Source organism: Cytophagia bacterium CHB2, assembly GCA_030263535.1.
In the GTDB taxonomy this organism is placed as follows: domain Bacteria; phylum Zhuqueibacterota; class Zhuqueibacteria; order Zhuqueibacterales; family Zhuqueibacteraceae; genus Coneutiohabitans.
Genome location: SZPB01000006.1, coordinates 19765 through 37065, shown reverse-complemented (window position 1 = coordinate 37065; position 17301 = coordinate 19765). Strand labels below are relative to the sequence as shown.

11 protein-coding genes and 1 pseudogene are annotated in these 17301 nt (G+C 50.4%); 1 reads left to right on the top strand and 11 read right to left on the bottom strand.

Annotated elements, in window-relative coordinates:
• Positions 1–45 precede the first annotated feature (45 nt).
• From FBQ85_01535 to FBQ85_01485, 11 genes and pseudogenes are all read right to left on the bottom strand, one after another.
• On the bottom strand, positions 46–1497 hold the full coding sequence (locus tag FBQ85_01535; GenBank protein MDL1873845.1) for an MBOAT family protein: 1452 nt from the start codon (positions 1495–1497) through the stop codon (positions 46–48).
• A gap of 67 nt (positions 1498–1564) precedes the next feature.
• Positions 1565–2120 (bottom strand): annotated as a pseudogene (locus tag FBQ85_01530) (ATP-binding cassette domain-containing protein).
• Positions 2121–2595: 475 nt separating this feature from the next.
• On the bottom strand, positions 2596–3420 hold the full coding sequence (locus FBQ85_01525) for an ABC transporter permease (protein ID MDL1873844.1): 825 nt from the start codon (positions 3418–3420) through the stop codon (positions 2596–2598).
• A gap of 165 nt (positions 3421–3585) precedes the next feature.
• Positions 3586–4548, bottom strand: a complete 963-nt coding sequence (locus FBQ85_01520) for a GDP-L-fucose synthase (GenBank protein MDL1873843.1) — start codon at positions 4546–4548, stop codon at positions 3586–3588.
• Positions 4549–4950: 402 nt separating this feature from the next.
• Entirely contained in the window at positions 4951–5997 is a 1047-nt protein-coding gene (gene gmd / locus FBQ85_01515; protein ID MDL1873842.1) for a GDP-mannose 4,6-dehydratase, read from the bottom strand.
• A gap of 40 nt (positions 5998–6037) precedes the next feature.
• On the bottom strand, positions 6038–6709 hold the full coding sequence (locus FBQ85_01510; protein MDL1873841.1) for a YdcF family protein: 672 nt from the start codon (positions 6707–6709) through the stop codon (positions 6038–6040).
• Positions 6710–6793: 84 nt separating this feature from the next.
• Complete coding sequence (locus FBQ85_01505) at positions 6794–7402, bottom strand: YdcF family protein (GenBank protein MDL1873840.1); 609 nt, start codon at positions 7400–7402, stop codon at positions 6794–6796.
• Between the two features lie 120 nt (positions 7403–7522).
• Positions 7523–9859, bottom strand: coding sequence for a polysaccharide biosynthesis tyrosine autokinase (locus FBQ85_01500; protein ID MDL1873839.1), 2337 nt, complete (start codon positions 9857–9859; stop codon positions 7523–7525).
• Between the two features lie 64 nt (positions 9860–9923).
• Entirely contained in the window at positions 9924–11108 is a 1185-nt protein-coding gene (locus tag FBQ85_01495; protein MDL1873838.1) for a hypothetical protein, read from the bottom strand.
• Positions 11109–11192: 84 nt separating this feature from the next.
• Positions 11193–11765 carry a hypothetical protein gene (locus FBQ85_01490; protein MDL1873837.1) on the bottom strand — a complete coding sequence of 191 codons (573 nt, stop codon included), beginning with the start codon at positions 11763–11765 and terminating at the stop codon, positions 11193–11195.
• 1618 nt (positions 11766–13383) lie between these two features.
• Entirely contained in the window at positions 13384–16932 is a 3549-nt protein-coding gene (locus tag FBQ85_01485) for a GHKL domain-containing protein (protein MDL1873836.1), read from the bottom strand.
• An 89-nt stretch (positions 16933–17021) separates the two neighbouring features.
• Here FBQ85_01485 and FBQ85_01480 point away from each other — a divergent pair, with 89 nt between their 5' ends.
• Entirely contained in the window at positions 17022–17288 is a 267-nt protein-coding gene (locus FBQ85_01480; protein MDL1873835.1) for a hypothetical protein, read from the top strand.
• The last annotated feature ends 13 nt before the right edge of the window (positions 17289–17301 follow it).

The following is a 17301-nucleotide window of genomic DNA, read 5'->3' as shown; positions in this document are numbered from 1 at the left end:
TTGATTTGAATATGTACGAAGCGTTGCCAGATTGCATCTGTAAACTTAGAACTGAAAATAGATAAATTCGGCGGGATTATGAAACATGCCAAAATTAAGGATCAGAAGAATTAGTGCGTAATTAAACGTCCATCTCATCCATAGCGGCTTTTGAGAAATCAAAGTTGCGAGCGTGGTCCTGCGTTCGATCAGGTGGATGGACAGCATTAGCATGATCGTGAACAGAGCGATGCTGAATTCAATCAGACCAAAGCCAGCATCGATCAAAAGCACTGGCGAAGACTCGGCAATAGCGAAAATGTTTTTTATTATAAGAAAGGCGTCTCCCAAAGAATTAGCTCTGAAAAAAATCCAGGAAAATAACACTAAATGAAATGTAACAAAGATTCTCATGCACTTTTGCAACAGTGGCAACGCCTCAAAACCAAACAGATGTGATATCTTTTGGCGAATTCCATTGGTCAAAATTGAAGAAACAAGATAAATTCCGTGTAAGAATCCCCATAAGAAGAATGTCCAGTTAGCACCGTGCCAGATCCCGCTTATGATGAAAACAATCAGCAAATTGTAATACCAGCGCCATTTGCCGACTCGGTTTCCACCGAGTGGAATGTAGAGATAATCCCGAAACCATGTGGATAGGGAAATATGCCAACGCTGCCAAAATTCAGCGATCGACTTTGAAAAATACGGACGTTTAAAATTAGTCATCAAGTCATGGCCCAGAATTCTAGCTGAACCGATCGCGATATCAGAATATCCTGAAAAGTCACAATAGATTTGAAAAGCGAAAAAGTATGTTGCCAAAAGTACAGGTGCCCCCGCGTAACTGCCTGGATTGTTATAAACTTCATTGACATAAACTGCCAAACGATCTGCTATAACCACTTTTTTGAAAAACCCCCAGAGTATTTGCGTCAGACCTTCATAAACTCTATGAAAATCGAATTTTTGTTTTAGCCGGAATTGGGGAAGCAGATGGGTAGATCTTTCAATCGGGCCGGCGACTAATTGCGGGAAATACACTACATACAAAGCAAAGATTCCTAGATGCCTTTCAGCCTTTATTTGACCACGATAAACATCAATCGAATAACTTAAGGATTGGAATATATAAAAGGAAATTCCTACGGGAAGAAGCAAGTTGAATGCAGGAACGCCATAAAAAATATTGAAGTGGTTGAAAATCGCCCTGAATGAATCGTTGAGAAAGTTAAAATATTTAAATGTAAACAAAATACCGACATTTGAAACCAAACTAATAAGCAAGTATATCCTTCTTCTTGATTTTATTTCTGTCCGATCCATGCAAATGGCAACATAATAGTCGATCATGATCGAACCGGCAAGCAAAAAAATGTATTCTACTTTCCAACACATGTAGAAATAGCAGCTTGCGGCAAGAAGCAACGTCCAGCGATAGCGCTGTGGCAATGCGAAATAAAGGATTACGACCGTTGGTAAAAATAATATATATTGTATGGAGTTAAATAGCATTTTGGTATATTATTCCTGCATTATGCCGCATTACGGTGCCCACGCCTAAAACGCAAAATGAAAGGTCTCAATGATTGGCGTCATGGGATTCACTATGATCAAGCCGCGATACTTTTCCGGAATGGTGTGCGCTTCACCGGCGTGTCGATGAACTTTTCCACTTCCGCGAATGCCACAATCTCGTCAAACTTGCGGTCGATCTCGGCCTTTTTCATTCCCAAGATCGCGCCGTTCAAGTAGATATTCTCGCGTCCGGTCAGCTCGGGGTGAAAGCCGGTGCCCACTTCGAGCAAACTGGCAATCCGCCCCTTCACCTTCACCTGTCCCGAGGTGGGTGCGGTAATGCGCGAGAGAATCTTGAGCAGGGTGCTCTTGCCGGCGCCGTTGCGGCCAATAATGCCGACAATCTCGCCTTGCTGCACTTCAAAACTCACGTCCCGCAGCGCCCAGATAGATTCGTCGTTCCCGTTCCGGCGGTCTTCCTGGCCGATCTTGAGCAGCGGGTCCGGCTGTTTCCGCACCCGCGCCCACCAGCGGTTGAGGTCATCGTGCAGGGTCTTGCCGCCGATCAAACCGAGGCGGTAGTATTTGGAGAGGTTTTCGACTTTGATGACTGTTGGCATGTGGGGTAAAACGTAAGGCGTAAAGCGTAAGGCAAAACCATTTTAGGGCAAAACTATTAATCGAGCAGCTTTTCAAACTCAGAAAAAAATCATGAAAGCTCTTGGCAGAATAATTTTTCGGCAGAATGATTTTGAAATAATTCTGTCGTCAAATCATTCTGCCAAAAGTTTTTGTGCTGCCTGAAAGGCTCCGGTGTTCAGCTTGTCTGAAATCCGGTGTAGAAGCTTTAGGCCAAAATGATGTGGTAACTTTAATCCGGAATAATTCATCACCACAAAGGCTACGCCCGTAGCGGCACAAAGAAAGATTTGAAAATCTTTTATTTTTCTGTCATCTATTGTTTTGGTGGAAGTAATGAAAACAGAAATTGCCTTTACTTCGTTACAAAAATCTTCAAAAACAGGGTTGACTTTGTGACAAAGCGCATGGTGCTGGCTCGCACCTACGCTCTACGGCCCACGCCCTTCCACCCCCTCATACCGTATCCATAAACGTCCGCTCGACTTTGTTGAACAGCAGAATCCCCGCCAGCAAGACTACCACGGTAAAACCCGCACTGTAGAGCAGGTGCATCGCATCCACGGTGCCGGCGCCCAGGAACGCAAAGCGAAAAGTCTCGATGATCGGCGTCATGGGATTGGCCATGATCAGGCTCTTGTACTTTTCCGGAATGGTGGAGAGCGGGTAAATCACCGGCGTGGCGTACATTAGCAATTGCACGCCGAATGACACCAGAAACCGCAGATCGCGATAGCGCGTGGTGAGCGAGGACACGATGATGCCGGCGCCAAGCCCGAGGCCGGCCATGAGCAGCAACAACACCGGTGTGAGCAGAATCCACTTGTTGGGATGAAGGTCCGCGCCGCGCACGCCGAAGTAGGCCATGAAGAACAAAAAGATGCCGAACTGAATGCCGAACGAAATCAGCGCCGAGATGATAATGGAAATCGGCGTGGCCAGGCGCGGGAAATAGACCTTGCCAAAGATGCCGGCATTGGCGACAAACGTTTCCGAGGTACTGGTAACACATTTGGCAAAATAGCCCCACGCCACGGTTCCCGCCATGTAGAACAGAAATTTGGGCAAACCATCGGTGGAGAGTCCGGCAACGTTGCCGAAGATGAACGTGAACGTCAGGGCCGTGAACAAGGGCTGAATGAGATGCCACAGCGGCCCGAGAATGGTTTGCTTGTACGCCGCGACAAAATCCCGGCGGACGAAGAGCATGATGAGATCGCGGTACTGCCACAACTCGTCAAGCCGCAGCTCCAGCCAATGGCCTTTGGGCCGGATAACCATGGTCCAGCCGCTGTCATCCGCGGGCAATGCCGGAGGATGAGAGGCCTTGCCGTTGGCGGGCTGGATGGCGGTTTCAGTCGGAAATATGTCGGGTGATGTTTTGGTTTCGATCATCTGTGTCCTGAAAGCAAAGCGCAGAGGGCATAGCGCTTGGCGCAAAGCGAATTATGCCATGCGCTTTGCTCTATGCGCCACGCGAGTCTGTTCGTACCACTCAATAGTCCTACGCAACCCTTCTTCCAGCGGCATCTCCGCTTTGAATCCAAAGAGCTTCTCAGCCTTGCCGGTATCTAACGCTCGTCGCGGCTGGCCGTTGGGACGGGTGGTGTCCCATTTGATTTGGCCTTCATAACCAGTGAGGTGCGCGATCATTTCGACCAAATTTTTAATGGAAATTTCATGGCTAGCGCCGAGGTTGACCGGATCGCTGCTGTTGTAAAGCTCGGTCGCCAGGAGAATGCCTTCAGCGGCGTCTTCCACGTAAAGAAACTCGCGGGTGGGTGAGCCGTCGCCCCAGGCAACGAGATGTTCTGCTTTCGTTTCTTTGGATTCCAGGCACTTGCGAATCAAGGCCGGAATCACATGCGATGATTCCAAATCAAAATTATCACGCGGGCCGTAGAGATTCACCGGCAGAAGAAAGATCGAATTGAAACCGTATTGCTCGCGATAGGCCTGGCTTTGCACCAGCATCATTTTTTTGGCGAGACCATAGGGCGCGTTGGTCTCTTCGGGATAGCCGTTCCACAAATCTTCCTCACGAAACGGTACCGGCGTGAATTTGGGATACGCGCAGATGGTGCCGGTGGCGACAAATTTTTCTACGTTGTTCAGCCGGGCTTCTTCCATCATCTGCAAGCCCATGATGGCGTTCTCATAAAAGTATTTGCCGGGATTCAGACGATTGGCGCCAATGCCGCCGACCACGGCGGCGAGGTGAATGACGATATCCGGCTTCGCCTCGCGATACAACCGGCGCACGGCTTCGATTTGGGTGAGGTCGTAATCTTTGCGCCGCGGCACGAAAATGTGTTGGCAGCCACGGGCTTGCAGGTTCTCTACAATGAAGGAACCAAGAAAGCCGGCGCCACCGGTGACTAAAACATGTTTGTTAAGCCAGAAAGACAAGGGCAGTTATCAGTTACAAGTCCATATCATTAAGTTAAGCAAAGAGTCTGTTGCTTTTTGCGTCCCGAAGGGACATTCGACCATAGCCCAACAATTTATTGTTGGAAAATATCGCCTATCGTTGCCTCACGAGTCCCGCAAGGGACGAATGAGAACACGGTGATCGTGATATTTTAAACGGCTCTTTTCAATCGTCCCTAGCGGGACTGGAAAACGCTGTTGTTTCAAATTCCCAGAGATAAAATCTCTGGGTTATTTTCACATTGTCCCTACGGGACGTAATTTTTGCTCGCTAACTTCATGACGTGAAGTTACCAGTCATCAGTTGGGTTGATGGATGTCTGGATTGATAGATCGCCGATGGTTCTAAAACTCCATTGATCCAGTACTCCATCAATCCATCTAACGGACGAGAACCGCGTGGGCGGCTTCTTTGCTGGCTTCGCGTTTCAAATGCATACCCTGGCTTTGCCGCTGCAAATCCTGCAAATCGGCATCAACCATGATTCGCACCAATTCTTTGAAGCGGACACGCGGCTCCCAGCCCAGCAGCTCGCGCGCTTTCGCGGCGTTACCGATTAACAAATCAACTTCGGCCGGGCGAAAATAACGCGCGTCGATCTCCACAAATTCCCGCCAATCCATGTCCAGGTAGGCAAAAGCTTCCTGCAAGAATTCGCGAATGGAATGCGTCTCGCCGGTGGCAATGACGAAGTCGTCGGGAATCTCGTGCTGCAGCATCAGCCACATGGCCTCGACGTATTCCGGCGCGTAGCCCCAGTCGCGGCGTGCATCGAGATTTCCCATAAAAAGCTTGTCTTGCAGGCCGAGTTTGATGCGCGCCACCGCGCGCGTGATCTTGCGCGTGACAAAGGTTTCGCCACGGCGTGGAGATTCGTGATTGAACAAAATGCCGTTAGTGGCAAACAATCGGTAACCTTCGCGATAATTCACGGTGGCCCAATAAGCGAAAACTTTAGCACAGCCATAAGGGCTTCTCGGATGAAACGGCGTGGTCTCTTTCTGCGGAACTTCTGCGACTTTGCCGAACATCTCGCTGCTGGAAGCTTGATAGAAACGGCATTTGACGCCGGATTCACGAATCGCTTCCAAAATGCGCAGCGTGCCCAGGCCAGCGATGTCGGCGGTGTACTCCGGAATGTCGAAGCTCACGCGCACGTGGCTCTGCGCGCCGATGTTGTAAATCTCATCCGGCTGCAAGTCATAGAGCAGCTTGACGAGCTGCACCGAATCCGCCAGATCGCCATAGTGCAAAAAGATGCGGGCATTTTCAGCATGCGGGTCGATATAGAGATGCTCGATGCGCCCGGTGTTGAAACTGCTCGAACGGCGGATGATGCCGTGAACTTCATAGTCTTTGGACAGGAGCAGTTCTGCAAGATAAGAACCGTCTTGGCCGGTGATGCCGGTAATGAGTGCGCGTTTCATAATCTGGTTGCTGGTTGCTCGTTGCTGGTTGCTCCCATGCTCAGTATTTCAAAAAGTAAAACAGGAGCTTGAGATATTCATGTTTGACCATCGTGCGCGAGAGCTTGTCCTCCCACCAGCGTTGCTTGTATTGAGAAATGGCGAAAGGGACGGGCGCATACTGCAAGTGAACACGATTGCCTGCCACTTTGTTGAAAATCCAACGGGCGCGCTGCAAGTGATAGGGCGTGCTGACGATAATGACGGAATGAATGGCATTTTCTTTATCCAATAAATCTCGCAGGGTCACGGCTTCTTCATACGTATTTGCCGCGGCATCCCCACGCAACAGAATATCTTCGGGGCTTACGCCTTGCAGCTCGGCATAATCTCCCGATAAGAACGAATCGGGAAGATTAGACATGCCGCGCGGCTCCACCCGGCCGCCGGTGAAGAACATCTTTTTGCCCAAGCCTTGTTGGTATAACGCGACGCCGTGATCGACGCGGCCAACGTCGCCGCCGCCGAGCACGTGAATGAGTTCAGCCGGTTTAAGATCATCATGAACGATTAAGAAGTTTCCCAGAGCAAGCAGGGTAGTTTCGCGAAAAGGCGGTAAAAGCCGAAAAAGCAAAAAGAAAATGGCAAACAGAAAAATGCAAACGATGAGGTGAGCGCGCCGTTTACAAAAATATTTTCCCAACGGATGGAAACAACACAATGGATGAAAAATTCAAGGCAAAACAATTTGGGACAAAACGATTAAAAGCTTTGTATGGTTTGAATCTTTGCGGCTTCGCGGCTTTGCGTGAACGCCTCAATACTTCAGAAAATAAAACGGAATCTTGAGATACTCATTCACCACTGCCTGCAAAGATAGTTCAGCCGTCCACCAGCGTTGCTTATGCCGGGAGCGCTCAAACGGCACCGGCACAAAACGCAGTTGCACGCGAGGCGGCAGGGCCTTTTCAAAAATCCAGCGCGCGCGGCGCAGATGAAAAGGGCTGCTCACAATTAGCAGTGTTTGAAGCGAGGTGTCGCTTGCCAAAACGTGGTGCAGTTCCAAAACTTCTTCGAATGTACTGGTGGCTTTGGATTCAAAGGGCAGGATACTCTCAGAAGGTATCCCCCGGGCTTGGGCATATTCCCGCGCCAAATGTGAGTATGTTACATCGGCCAGCGGAATCTCGACGCGCCCGCCGGTAAACAGGATTTTCCCCCCATAATCCTGTTGGTACAACGTAATCCCGTAATCAATGCGCTCGACATCGCCGCCAAGCACGTGAATGAGATCTGCCCGCTGCAATTCATCTCCTGCAATCAGGAAATTCCCCACACCGAGCAAAATCGATTCGCGTGAGGTGAATACGACAAACCCCAGAAAGAAAATGGCAAGTATTTTATTCCGCTTATGTGACGGCGTCATTCACGGAGCACTGGTTTAGGGTTACTTGCCATTCTCTTTCGATCACCCCTTGCTCGCCTTCGACAGGCTCGCCTTCGACAGGCTCAGGCGCCCATTCCCCATTCCCCCACTTTGTGACTGCTATATCTTGCGTAAATCCTTTGAGGTGTCACGTTTCATGCGTTTCTTCTTGCCGCCTTCTTCGCCGTAATAATAGCGGTAATAATAGTAATAGCGATAATAGCCATACCCCTGACTGACATCGACGTCGTTCAACACTGCGCCCAGCACATTTGCCTTCGTTGTGCGAAGTTTGCCCAGGGCTTGCGAGGCCGCCTCACGCGGGGTGGAGCCGGCTTTGATGATCATCAGCACGCCGTCCACCTGCGCCGCCAGCAACAAGGGATCCGTCACAGAAATCAACGGCGGCGAATCAAGAATGACAATATCATACTCTTGTGACAACACCTGAATCAACTCGCGCATACTGGTGGAGGTCAGAGTTTGCACGGGATTAGGCGGCAGCTTGCCGGCGGGAAGCACATGCAAACTAAAATGAGACGTTTTGTATTCGTGCATGGCCTCATGCAAGGGCATATCGTCATACAAGTAATTGGTCAGCCCCGGCGTCTTGTTGATGTTGAAATAATTGTGCTGGCTGGGCCGGCGCAGATCGACATCCACCAGCGCCACTTTCTTGCCGATCTCCGCAAATGAAATCGCGAGGTTCGCGGAAGTCAACGTCTTGCCTTCGCTCGGCACGGTGCTGGTTATCAATAATTTTTTGATCGGATGATCCGGGTTGAGAAAAGCGATGTTGGTGCGCAGCGTGCGATACGCTTCTACAATCGGATCTTTGGGGCTGAGGTTGATGATCAGCCGCTCGCTAAATCTCACGGATTGAGCCGCTTGATCGGAAATACCCTTGAAATTCAAGGAAGAAAGGCGCGTCCGCCATCCCCCGTCGCGCGGTATGATGCCTCCTTCGATGGCCGGGATCAAGCCCAGCACGGGCAATGCCAAAGTATCGGTAACATCGTCTTCGACGCGAAACGAATTGTCGAACTTGTCTTTGGCAAGGGCAACCACCAGGCCGAGGGCGAGGCCGCAAAGCGTTGCCGTCAGCAACGTTTGGTGCAAATTCTTGGGAATAGGATTCAGCGGGCGCGTCGCCGGATCGATGATGCGCATGCCGCCGGTGCCGGAAGCGCCTTTGATCTTTGCTTCTTCGCCGCGCTCGATCAAAAACGAATACAAATTTTCGTACACGGTTTTAGCGCGCGAGAGCCGAGTGAATTCCATGGCGCGATCCACAATATTGGGATTCTTTTGTTTGAAATTTTCCACCAGGCGCGAATAATACACTTCGCGATTTCTGAGCAGAAAGATATTGAGCTGCTCCATCACCCTTTTTTCTTCGAGCGATTGCGAAAGCTCAGCCTGACCGGCTTCAACATTTTCCTGAGGAGCGGCCGAGGACCGCACAATAGCCTGCACCAATTGCCTTTTTTTGGCATTCAGTTTCTCCAGCACATCCTGGTTCTCGCTTGTTGCCATCAAACTACCCTTGCCGGAGTTGCTTTGCTCGGTCAACTCGCGATACTGCTGTTCGAGACGGGTGATTTCGGATTTCAACCGGAGAACCTCGGGCGATTGATTCACATCCAGGTCAACTGCACTGGTGGTACGATTACCGTGTATTTGCTTGATGCGGGTTTCGTACGATTGCAGGTTGATCTCTGCCATTTCGCGTTGGGCTTGCACCTCCCCCAGCTTGGTCTCAAGGCCCGCCAATTGGCTGACAATATCACCGTCTTTCACAGCAACACTGATGTTGGCCTTGTCCTTAAATTGTTGCAACGAGCGATCGGCTTCTTCTAGTTTTCCCCGGGCCAATAAAATTTGATTTTCGATAAAACTGACTTCATTTTGGGTTTCTTCCTGCTCGATCTCCTGGCAACGGTTCTTGAGATTTTGCGTTGCAACCGTGCAGAGCAGATAGGCGACATCAGGATCGAAGGCCTTGGCGCCCAGCTCGATGAAGTCCAGATATTGCGCTTTGGTGAGCGACAAGTTCTGGCTGAACAACTGCGGCACGTCGACGGGCGAGGGCGGTTGCGGCAATTCATGGGCGTGGTCCATAAAATTTTTGACCGCCTGCTCGCGAAACGGCCGGCTGCCCAGAACCGCCTGATAGAAACCCAGAGGCCGGACGTTCTCACGAATCGCCATGCCCGCGCCGGTTCCCATGCTGACATTTTGCGATTCGATCATCAGAACGGATTTGGCTAAATAAACGTCGGGCTGCGTCAAATTGTAAATTGCGGTGGACGCGAGCACGATGATGAAAACAACGATAATGGTCCACTTGCGCCGGTAAATCAGATCGACATAGGCGCGAAAAGGATTGGCCTGCCGGGCTTCCGGTTTTGCCGGCGAGGATAAATGGCCGTTAGTGGAGGCCGTTATCGTTTGCATAAATTGACGAATCGACGATCAAAAGGATTGAAGCGATTTATGTTCATTCGACGCGAGTTCGGCTTCATTTCTTGGAGTTGCCGCTTCTGTTGGCAGCGTCATAAAGGCGTTCGAGAATCAAGAATAAAGAGCCGATGCTGACCACATCGCGCGCCACGCTGAGAAAAATCCGGCCAAACGAATTTTTCTTTTTGGGCACGTAAACAATGTCACCGGGATTGATCAAGGGAATTTGCTTGAACTCTTTCGCCGTGAGCAATTTGTCCAGGTTCACTTCTTTCTGCCGGTTGCTGGGATTAAGCGGCGACAGAATACGTGTTTTTTTCAGATCGGCTTCGAGTGTTGGGCCGCCCGCAATAAAAATCAAATCCAATAGATTCGCGCCTTGATAAGCCGTGTACGGTCCGGGTTGATTGACCTCACCGAGTACCTTGAGATCCGTAGCGCCTAGTGAGAGCGGATGGCCGGGAACGACGATGATGTCGCCCTTTCCCAGTTGGGGCAACAAACTGGGATTGGCTTTGTTAAAAAAATCAAGCAGGTTGACTTCCGTGAAGTGGCCGTTTGTGGCAGCGCGGGAAAAAATGCGAATCTTGTCGAGCTGCGCGCCATGTGTTGCGCCGCCGGCAGCGACCAATGCGCCCTGAATCGTCGCATTCACGGCGATGTTATGCTCACCCGGCGTTTTCACCTGGCCGAGAACCGTCACCGGAATGGTATAACTTTGCACCTTGCTAACCGTCACAATCGGGCGTTCGGGAATGTATTTTGAAAGCTGGGCGACGATCATATCCCGCACATCATTCAGCGACAAACCGTTGACCGGCAAATCTTGCAGAAAAGGAAAATCAACTGTGCCGCTGGGCGCAACGGTGACGGTGCGCGACAGTTCCTGATGGCCGAAGACTACGATTTCCAGAACATTGCCAGGCTCAATGGCTCTTTCCGATTGCGCCGACACATTGTCAGCCAGGATAAACAGGACAAAAAAAGCCGATGCGCAGAAAAGCCGCTTGAGCAGATTATGCTTCATATAAATGAGATCGAAGGTGTAAAATACCATGAGTAAACCGCGTTCCGCCGCACGCGTAAAGACATTGCCTGCGGCCATCCGCGAAAACCTGATCGCAACTCCCTGGCATAGCTCCGCTTTCTCAACGCCCTCACGCATTTCTGCTGATCGTCGCCCCGTAACCCAATCTAATTTTTCACGTGCCCGTGCCACAGCCAACCCTTCTGGGTTGAGCATAGCTCCGCCTTCTAAACGCCCGGAAGGTTTTCTTTCAAAAGACGAGAAACCGAACAACGGTCCATCAGCAACACTAAACAGCAATTACGCCGCCTCTTCCCACTCGTATTCATCATCATCATCTTCTTCAACTAACTCCGGGACATGCTTCGCGCGCCGCAACAGACACGCATCAATCTCAATGGACACACTGCGGCGCAACAAAGCGATTGACACGATAACGCGATGCTTGGGGTTGGCGGGGCCTTGAATGAATCCCTGCAAGCCGGCCAGCGGTCCAACGATCACCTCAACCCGTTCACCCGCTTTGAAATAAGGAATTTCTTCGAATTGCTGATGGCTTTCGAGCAACAAACGCAGGCTTCTTACCTGCTCATCTGGAATCCACGAAAGCCTGGGCCAGGGACGACCAACAAACTTAACCACGCTTTGCGTCTGCAAAATCGTGAGATAAATGTCCGGTTGCATATTCGCCCGCACCAGCACATACCCGGGCAGCAAATTTTTCTTGAATTTTCTCAACCGCGTTCCCCACTTCACGCGCGTCACGTAATCGGCCAGGTAATTTTCAATGCCTTTGGCCGTGAGCCGGTCGCGCACGATGCGTTCGTGCCGGCTTTTGCAATAGATGGCATACCAATGTTCGCCAGGTGACATCGTTGACAAACCCCATTAATGATGGTGAATATGCGTTATCGGCAAAGCGTTAGTATCAAAACAGCAGCCGCAATAAAATCAGCAACACCAGCAAAAAAAGCGGCGTTGAAATCAGCAATTTGAGCGAAAGGTTAATCGCCCGCCACGCGGCAAAAATGGACTTATTTTCCCGCAACGAAATAAATTTTGTAACCATGGCGCTGTCCTCCCACGGCGAAAGTTAAATTCTTCATAAATTCCCTATTACCCCGAACGGAACATCCCGCTTAAAATCTTGGCGATGCAAAAAATTTTCGCAGAGCGTGAAAACTTTTTGCGGTCAATTCGTTTATGATATCCCTTTCATCATTTTTCAAATTTCGAATGCCGCAGACATGCTGTGAATATTTTTAACAACAAACTCTTGTTTCTCTACGTTTGTACATTCCTGCGGAAACGTCACGGCAGTTTCCTTGCTATGCTCGATCTAATTTCTGGCATGTCCCTTGCCGTGTTGAAACGCACAAACAGAACGAAGTATCCAATTTTCTAATCCGCAGAAGCGTCCAGCATTGCAGCCCCAAACCTCCATGCCGGGCAAATGCATGAACCCGCCATCGTTGGGTTAGGCAAACAGATTCTTAAAATCGCGCGAAGCCAGCTTGCTGATACCGAAAATTGATCGGTTCCGAAGGATCAAAATGCGCTTCAGCCTGTTTCAGAAAAGGGCAAACCCTCGCCAATTCATTTGACAAAACCGCGTGAAATTCCGAGAAATTTCTCAACGATATTCGCCAAATGACTTAACGAACGTCAATAGATTGTTCCGCTTAGTCGGTTGCCCCGAGGGCTTGCGAATCATACAAAATATGCCAAAATGCTTTTCCCATTCTTCGCAAGCAAAATTCAAATGCGCCAAGCAGAAATTGTCATAATCCGGATAAAGCCTCTAATCCGGACGTCGATTACAAGAAAGGAAAATGGAAATAATGAAGGATTAATCGCTCAAATCGAATATATCGTGTGGATCCCAGAGTCGTGTATGAGCGATCTAGAAAAGATTCCCAATTAATACATCAAATAACATCTTCATGAAAAACTGCTATGAGGTTGCCAAGCCGGGGAGAAGTTTTATCGCTTCATCCACCCCGAACCTGCCATCGTCCCGAGTTCTCCTTGCAGAAAATCCTGCCGCAACATGATTTCAAAATTTTTCGGCTGTTTCTACGGCCTAACAAGCTTCATTGCAACAGCATGCGCCGGAACAACAAAATTCATTTATCACATCTTTACCTGCAAGGACGGCCTTTGCAGAAAAGCTTCGCCGGAATAACTGCTAATTTTTGCCGTTTCGACCATCTCTCTTCTAGTTTATAAAGCTTATCGCATCCAAAGACGAAAATCACGGGAGCGAGGGCACGGTTCACACCGAGAACGATCTGTGCAAAAATTTTGATTTTTGCGTGCGTAAGCCCGAGCACACAAAATTTGGCCGGACGTCTTCACAGCCTAATTTTATAGGCCTACAGAGCGTGGCGGCACGTCTGCACGTGTGTCTGAAACTCGGGAAAGTGATTGGGAGAGTTTGTGCCAAAACAGGCAGGAACAGCGATGCGAGGGTCACACGGGCAGGATGGATTCATTCTGCTTTTGGCAAGCTGATCACAAATTCGGTGAAAAGCCCTTCTTCACTTTTCACCTCGATCTGCCCGCGATGTTGCTGCACGATGATATCGTAGCTGATCGACAATCCCAAGCCGGTGCCCTGACCGGCCGGTTTCGTCGTAAAGAAAGGCGTAAAAATTTTCTCGCAAATATCTTTGGGAATGCCATTGCCGTTGTCGCGAATGCGGACTTCGACTTTACCATTCAAATTTCTGGTTGCGACAGACAATGTTGGCGAAAAATTCTGGGGAGAGATTTTCTTCTTTTGATGTGCGGCGTAAGCGGCATTGTTCAAGACGTTCAAGAACACCCGGCTCAAATCCTGCGGCGCCACCTCCAACTCGCCGATCGATTCATCGTAATCCTTCTCAATGGTAATATTGAACGAAGCATCATTCGCCCGCAAGCCGTGATACATGAGATTCACCGCACCCTCCAGCAACGCGTTGATATTCGCGCTTTCGCGCTGATGGGAAGACCCGCGCGCGTGCTGCATCATGCTCTTCACGATGCTGTCGGCGCGCTTGCCGTGATGATTGATTTTTTCCGCGTTCTGCATCAACGCGGCAAGAATTTCCTCGATCGCGGCGCGCTGGTCGCGATCGGCGATATTTGCGCCACTATCGATAATCTTTGCAATTTCCTCATGCAACTCTGCCGCCAGTTCTACTGATAACGCGGCAAAATTATTCACAAAGTTCAGCGGGTTTTTGATCTCGTGCGCGATGCCGGCGGTGAGCTGGCCCAACGAAGCCAGTTTTTCCTGGGTAATAAGCTGCTGTTGTGTCGCCTGCAAATGCTCGTGCGCTTTTCCCAAAGCCTCATAAGCCACCTTCAACTCGGCGGCTTTTTGCAGCTCCAATTCTTTGCGTTCGTTCTCCGCTTGCAGGGCCTTGGCTTGCGCTTCTGCCGCCTGCGCGTGCAATTCAGATTCTCGGATTCTGGCCTTCTGTTCACGCCGATTCAGCTCGAACCTTCTGGCGGCAAAGAGAAAACCCAGGCCCAGGGCCGCGTAAAACGCATACATCCATTTCGTCCGCCACCACGGCGGCGTGATGGTGAGGTGCAGCGCCGCGCCTTCCTCGTTCCACACACCGTCGTTATTTGAACCTTTCACGCGCAGCGTATAGTCGCCGGGATCAAGATTGGTGAAAGTGATTTCCCGTTTGGCGCCGAGTTGAAACCAACGATCATGCAATCCTTCCAGCTTATAGGCATACTGGTTTTTCGCGCTATTTCGAAAATTGAGCGCCGCCACTTCAAACGAGAGAATCTCATCCTTGTAGGTCAAAGAAATGTGCGACGTTGCGGCTATTCCCTTTTCCGTGAGCGCGGCGCCGCCGGTAACGTCGGTGTTATACCGTTTTAAGCCCGTGACGACTATAGGCGGAATGTAAGGATTGTCCCGCACGCTCTCCGGAAGAAACACATTGAAGCCGTTGATTCCCCCAAAAAACAATTCGCCGTTGCGGCTTCGAAATGCCGCATCAGCGTTGAATTCGTTGCTCTGCAGGCCATCATGCACATCATAGTTGCGAAAGGTTTCGGCTTGGGGATCGAATTTGGATAGGCCTTTGTTGGTGCTCAACCAAAGATGGCCGTGCTCGTCACCCAGGATGCCATAAATCACTTCATTGGGCAAACCGTCTTTTTCGCGATAATGTTTGAATGTTTCCGTTTGGGGATCGAACCGGTTTAGCCCCGCTCGCGTGCCAATCCACAACACGCCGTCGTCATCTTCATGAATCGACCAGATCGAATTATTGCTCAGGCTATTCGGGTTCTTGGGATCATGTTGATAATGCCGGAAGGCTTCGGTGGCGGGATCAAATTCATCGAGGCCCTCGGCTTCCGTCGCAATCCATACTCTTCCTGCTCGATCTTCATGAATCAACCAGATCGCATTCGAACTGATGCTGCGGGAATTATTGGCATCATTGCGAAAATGCCGGAACGTTTCTGTGGCGCGGTCGAAGCGATTGAGTCCGCCGCCCCACGTGCCAAGCCAGAGCACCCCTGATCGGGCGCGATCTTCGTGAATCGAGGTCACCCAATTGTGGCTTAAACCCTGAAGAGACTTGGAATCGCGTTGATAGTTGCGAAAGCGCGCCTGGCCGCGGGCATCGCGGCTCATACGCGAAAGCCCGCCTCGTGTGCCGATCCATAAATCACCGGCGCGATCTTCATAAACGGTCCACACCGAGTTGTTGCTTAAGCTGCGAGAATCCTTCGGGTCGTTTTGATAATGCGTGAAGGTTTCAGTGATGCGATCAAACAAATTAAGTCCGCCGCTCATCGTGCCAATCCAAACATTTCCGGCGCGATCTTCATAAATCGTCCAGATGGAATTGTCGCTCAAGCTGCGAGGATTCTTGGGATCATGCTGGTAATGACGGAAGGATAACGGCGTTCGATCAACGCGGCTGACGCCGTCTCGCGTGCCGATCCAAATCGCGCCGGATTGATCTTCACGAATCGCATAAACCTCATTGCTGCCCAAGCTAAACGGGTTTTGCGGGTCATGCTGATAATGCCGGAAGCTTTGCGTGGCCGCATCAAAGCGGCTAAGCCCTCCGCCATATGTTCCAATCCAGAGCGCGCCGTTGCGATCCACATAAACCGGCCAAACGTCGTCATGACTCAGACCTGAAGGATTGTTCGAATCAAATTGATAGCGCTGAAAAATTCCTGTGTCGCGATTCTCGCGTCTCAGGCAAGAAAGCCCGGACTTGGTAGCAATCCAAAGCGTTCCTTGCAGATCTCCTGCGATGGCTCTGACGACATTGTCGCTCAGACTTTGGCGGTTGCCGGGATCGTGCCGGCAATGAACGAATGTCCCTTCTTCTCGATCGGCAGGATTCAAACGCGAAAGGCCGCCGCCCCAAGTGCCAATCCAGAGCACTCCCGCCTCGTCCTCATAAAGCGAGCTGACGGAATTGTGGCCGAGGCTTTCTGGATTGTTGGCATCGTTTTGATATCGTTTAAAGGCTCCCATCGTACGATCGAAGCGATTGAGTCCTTTTTCCGTACCAATCCAAAGCGTTCCAGCACGATCTTCATAAATCGTCAGAACATGGTTATTGCTCAAGCTCTGCCGATTTTTCGGATCGTGTTGATAATTCCTGAAGGTCTCGCTGGCTGCGTCGAATTGATTTAGGCCGCCGCCATCCGTACCGACCCAGAGTGTTCCGGTGTGATCTTCGAAAAGCGATTCTATTCGCGTGCTGCTTAGGCTTTGCGGGTCCTGAGGATCCGGTTTGTAGACAGTAAACGCATAGCCGTCATATTTATTCAGGCCGTCTTGCGTGCCGAACCACATGAAGCCGCGGCGATCCTGCAGGATACACTGCACCGTGTTCTGCGAGAGTCCCTGCTCTACGGAAAGCCGCTCAAATCGAAGTTGATCGTCCGAGACCGGCAATAAAGACTGGGCGGACAAAACTGTCCAACTCAATAGCCCGCTTAAACGAATGAGGGAAGCGAAGAATACTCTCATGGCCGAAGGCCCTGGCTCAAGAATCATGTCTCCAAGAGATTTGTCTTGCGAATCAAGACAATATAGTTATATTTCTGCAACATTCCATATCAAAACTTAATCGGAGGAGGTGAATCATGTCGAACGCCCAGGGCAATATCACGTTCGTGAACGAGAGCCTGTATGAAGTCAGCATCAATCGCGGGAGCGACTTTGTCATTGATCTGGCGCCCAAGCTATCATCCACGCAAAACACCGCGCCAGGCGAAGTGTGGACGATCATAGATAAAGGCACCGGACGAGAAGTCGACACGGTGACGGGAACAGACGGCGACCAAACCTGCCACATTAAATTTAAGCGCAGCCGCGGCGAGCCGATTAAAAGTGGCTCCGGCGGCAACTGATCTCCGTTGTTCG

Bases quoted from the DNA above. Each gene is read 5' to 3' on its own strand.
- FBQ85_01490 (MDL1873837.1), bottom strand. From the start codon at position 11,765: ATGTCACCTGGCGAACATTGGTATGCCATCTATTGCAAAAGCCGGCAC.
- gmd (MDL1873842.1), bottom strand. From the start codon at position 5,997: ATGAAACGCGCACTCATTACCGGCATCACCGGCCAAGACGGTTCTTAT.
- FBQ85_01480 (MDL1873835.1), top strand. From the start codon at position 17,022: ATGTCGAACGCCCAGGGCAATATCACGTTCGTGAACGAGAGCCTGTAT.
- FBQ85_01535 (MDL1873845.1), bottom strand. From the start codon at position 1,497: ATGCTATTTAACTCCATACAATATATATTATTTTTACCAACGGTCGTA.
- FBQ85_01525 (MDL1873844.1), bottom strand. From the start codon at position 3,420: ATGGTTATCCGGCCCAAAGGCCATTGGCTGGAGCTGCGGCTTGACGAG.
- FBQ85_01485 (MDL1873836.1), bottom strand. From the start codon at position 16,932: ATGATTCTTGAGCCAGGGCCTTCGGCCATGAGAGTATTCTTCGCTTCC.
- FBQ85_01505 (MDL1873840.1), bottom strand. From the start codon at position 7,402: ATGACGCCGTCACATAAGCGGAATAAAATACTTGCCATTTTCTTTCTG.
- FBQ85_01495 (MDL1873838.1), bottom strand. From the start codon at position 11,108: ATGCTCAACCCAGAAGGGTTGGCTGTGGCACGGGCACGTGAAAAATTA.
- FBQ85_01500 (MDL1873839.1), bottom strand. From the start codon at position 9,859: ATGCAAACGATAACGGCCTCCACTAACGGCCATTTATCCTCGCCGGCA.